The organism is Aestuariivirga sp., assembly GCF_020252405.1.
GTDB lineage: Bacteria > Pseudomonadota > Alphaproteobacteria > Rhizobiales > Aestuariivirgaceae > Aestuariivirga.
In genome coordinates, this window is record NZ_JADCDA010000039.1 from 1 (window position 1) to 3,601 (window position 3,601).

The window sequence follows — 3,601 nt, forward strand, 5'->3', positions numbered from 1 at the left end:
ACAAACCGTCTTCATCGCCGGCCTGCCCAAACCGCAACCGAAACAGAAGGAGAGAGCAGAGCCCAGAAAACCTCAAAATCAGATCGCCGCCTGACCCGCATCAGAGAGCGGCAACTGTCAGGTGATTACTGTTCTTGTACAATTGCCGTCTGCCGCCGCAGCGGGAGCGGCAAATGAACATGGGGCCGTGATTTCAAGCCGGGCAAGACTTAACCGAAGCCGCCATCGCTTGAAAAAACATGCGAAACAATCCGGACACTACCCGTGATTTGCGACGTCGGGCAAACGTCATTAATGGGTGCGATGCTTTGAGCGATTGTGTCTTTCAGCCTTAAAAATTGCATGTCAAAATCATCCCACTCGCTGCACTTCAGACTGTTCAAATTCACGGTCTATGCGCTGTTAACCTTCAATATTCTGCTGTTTTTCATTCATGGTACATTGCATGAAGCGATCGATTCGCTGGGCTGGGTGATTCTGCTCGCCACCTTCGAATATGAAAGCACCTCGCTTGAGGAGGTTTATTCTTCGCATTTCGAAAAATGGGCGCTGTTCGCCGTTCAGTGCCTTGGCTACGGGCTGGCCATGTTTGCCACCTGGCGTTATATCGGTGAAGGCGAGTGGGTTGATGTCCTCAACTCTGTGACCTGGCTTTTGGTCTGCGCGGTTCTCGCCTATGACGTTTATTCGCCCGGTGATTACGACGGCTTCGAATGGAAGGTCCGCAACGGCATCAAAACCCTGCTTTACACAATCCTCGTCGCGGTCGCCGTTTGGTGGGGCTATGAGGGGCTGCAGCATGAGGCTGGTCTTGTCGGACTTCTCGACTTCTATGACGCAGCGCTGTGGATTGCCTGCTTCGCGGTCATCGAACTCAACGTCTTCGATTTCGAGCGCCCGGAGGAAACGACGGCCTCCAAGACCGCGTGAGACCGGCAGACCGGCCAGGGCGCGTCTGGCGCATGATCTTACCGCAAAAGTGAGTTCCACTTTTGCGGATCATGCTTTAGATGGCCAGCCCATGGCAAGTGCATACCCGGCGCCACAAGTCTCCCCCGCAGCCGAATTCCGCTTCGGCGTATTGCTGGTTGCCGGTTCCGCCGTCACCTGGAGCTTCGGCGGCACGATCGCGCGTTTCATCCAGGTGGCGGACCCGTGGACGGTGGTGTTCTGGCGCGCCCTGTTTGCCGCCTCCTTCCTCCTCCTCTTCATGCTGTGGCGCGACGGGCCCAGGGCAACCGGCGCGATGTTCCGCACCATGGGCCTGCCGGCCCTCGGTGTCGCCATCTGCTTTGGCGTCGCCTCGTCCTGCTTCGTGGTGGCGCTGCAATACACCACCGTGGCCAACATCCTGCTCACCCAGGCGGCGGCCCCGCTGTTTGCCGGGCTGCTGGCCTGGATGGTGTTCGGCGAGCGCATCAATGCCGCCACCTGGGCCGCCATCGCGGCGGTGATCGGCGGTGTGGCCATCATGGTCTCCGCCTCATTCTCGGGCGAGGTGTCTCCCATTGGCGACGGGCTGGCGCTGGTCATCACCATCATGTTCTCGGCCGCCATCGTCATCACGCGCCACCATCCGGACGTGCGCATGACGCCCGCCGTCTGCCTCGGCGCCGCCATGGCCTGTGTTGCCGCCTTTTTCCTGTCGGGGCCGCTCCCCGTCAGCCCTCCGGATCTGGGCTGGCTGTTCCTGTTTGGCGCGGTCAATCTCGGCGCGGGCCTTGCCATGTTCGTCACCGGCGCACGCCTCATCCCGGCGGCACTTGCCGCCCTCGTCGGCACGCTGGAGCCGGTGCTGGGGCCGCTGTGGGTGTGGCTCTTCCACGGCGAGGCGCCGGGCGCGCGCACCATCTTCGGCGGCGCCATCGTCTTCGCGGCCCTGTTCGTCCACATCCTCAATGACTGGCAGCGGCAGCGAAAGCAGAAGCGCGCCGGATCAAACGCCTGAGCACGGTCTTATCGCAAAACCGGTTCCACTTTGCGGATCGTGATTCAGCGGCAATTGCCGCGTGCCGGCTGGCCCGCAAGGCGCTGGGCGAGCCAGCTCACCGCCTGCACATGGCCTGCCTCCATCGCCCCCGAATGGCCCTTGCCCTTCAGCGTCACATACTGGACGTTGGCTCCCGCCTGGCACGCGCCGCGCACGAACAGCGTCGTCACCCCGGGCTTCACGATGTCGTCGGCGCCGCCCTGGATGATCAGCGCCGGCGCGCGGTTGCCGAGCGCATAGAGCGAGTTCTGCATCATCAGGTCGCTCCATGGCGCCAGGCGCGAAGGGTCGGCCTTGAGGAACTGCTTGTCGAGGCCCTTCTGCGCCGCCGCGGCGTCGATCTGGCTGCCGAGGTCGTCGACGCAGTTCTTGCTCACCTCGTCGATGAGCTGCTGTGACACGCCGTCGAGCAGGCCGGTCAGCGGCGCGCCGTATTTCGCGTTCCACGAGTTGAGCGTGAAGGAGGCGAGGATGCGCCCGGCGATCGAGTTGAGATTGGCTTTGAGCAGCGTTGCGAGGTCGGTGGGGGGCGCTATTGCGGCAACGCCCCTGAGGTTCAGTTCCGGCGCATATTGAGCCGCCAGCTGCGCGGCGAACAGCACGGCATGCCCGCCTTGCGAAAAGCCCCACAGGCCGAAATCATTGCCGCCGCCCACCTCCGGAATCTGCCTTGCGGCCCGGATGGAATCGATCACCGCATAGGCCTGTCCCTTGCCCACGAGATAGCCGATCGGCCCCGGCGTGCCGAGGCCCGGATAGTCGGTGGCCGCCACCACCAGCCCATGCGCCACCAGGTCGTTCAAGCCGCCGATGGCCTTGGTCGGCGCGGCCCGCAGCGACGGCGCGCATTTCCATGCAACGCCCGTCGTGGGGTGAGCCCAGGCCACCAGCTTCCGCGCCGCCGGATTGGCCGGCGCATTGTCCGGCAGCACCACGATGCCGGTGGATAGGATGGGCCGCATCGCATAGTCGCGCGTCACGTATTTGATGCGCCACGCCGTGGCGCGGTAATTGCGGGCAAGCCCGATCCGGTCATAACTCAGCAGCGTGCCGGGCTTCTGCCGGGCGGCGGGAATGGCGTCCGGGCCGGGGGACGCGGGCCGCGCCCCGGCGGCGGCGACAAACCCCAGAGAGAAGATCAGCAACAGAAAGAGGGTGGCAATGCGTTTCATTTGCAGTCTCCATGCGAACCATCGCGTGCGCCGCCTGGAGCATGATCCGCAAAAGTGGAACCGCTTTTGCGATAAGATCATGCGCAAGCTTTTGACGCACCTTCCCTTTGATTCCGTCATCGCGGCGAAAGCCGGGGTGACGTAATGAGTAGTGAGAAATACCACCATCCACACCCACCACGCCACCATCCCCATCCTTCAACGAAAAAACCGGCTTCCGACGGTTCGCCATCCCAGGACCCATTTCGTGAGAATGCGCCTTTCTAGAGCGGCGGGCGGTCAATTGACTCCATTAGGATTTCCCTCCCCCTCGTGGGGAGGGGCAGGGGCGGGGGGCCCAGGAGTCCAATTCTCAAAGACCTGAGCCGGTATGAACCTGCTACATCCCTGACAGAATAGACCGGCGACATTCCTGACAGTTTAGTTTGAGCCTTCATAT

Annotated in this window: 3 protein-coding genes; 2 read left to right on the top strand and 1 reads right to left on the bottom strand. The window is 62.5% G+C overall.

Annotated elements, in window-relative coordinates; all coding sequences use genetic code 11:
• Positions 1 to 342: 342 nt before the first annotated feature.
• Entirely contained in the window at positions 343 to 930 is a 588-nt protein-coding gene (locus tag IOC69_RS07445) for a hypothetical protein (RefSeq protein ID WP_290542916.1), read from the top strand.
• A gap of 91 nt (positions 931 to 1,021) precedes the next feature.
• On the top strand, positions 1,022 to 1,948 hold the full coding sequence (locus tag IOC69_RS07450; protein ID WP_290542917.1) for a DMT family transporter: 927 nt from the start codon (positions 1,022 to 1,024) through the stop codon (positions 1,946 to 1,948).
• 44 nt (positions 1,949 to 1,992) lie between these two features.
• Here the strand turns inward: IOC69_RS07450 and IOC69_RS07455 are convergent, their stop codons facing one another.
• Positions 1,993 to 3,162 carry an alpha/beta fold hydrolase gene (locus tag IOC69_RS07455; RefSeq protein ID WP_290542918.1) on the bottom strand — a complete coding sequence of 390 codons (1,170 nt, stop codon included), beginning with the start codon at positions 3,160 to 3,162 and terminating at the stop codon, positions 1,993 to 1,995.
• Between the last annotated feature and the right edge of the window lie 439 nt (positions 3,163 to 3,601).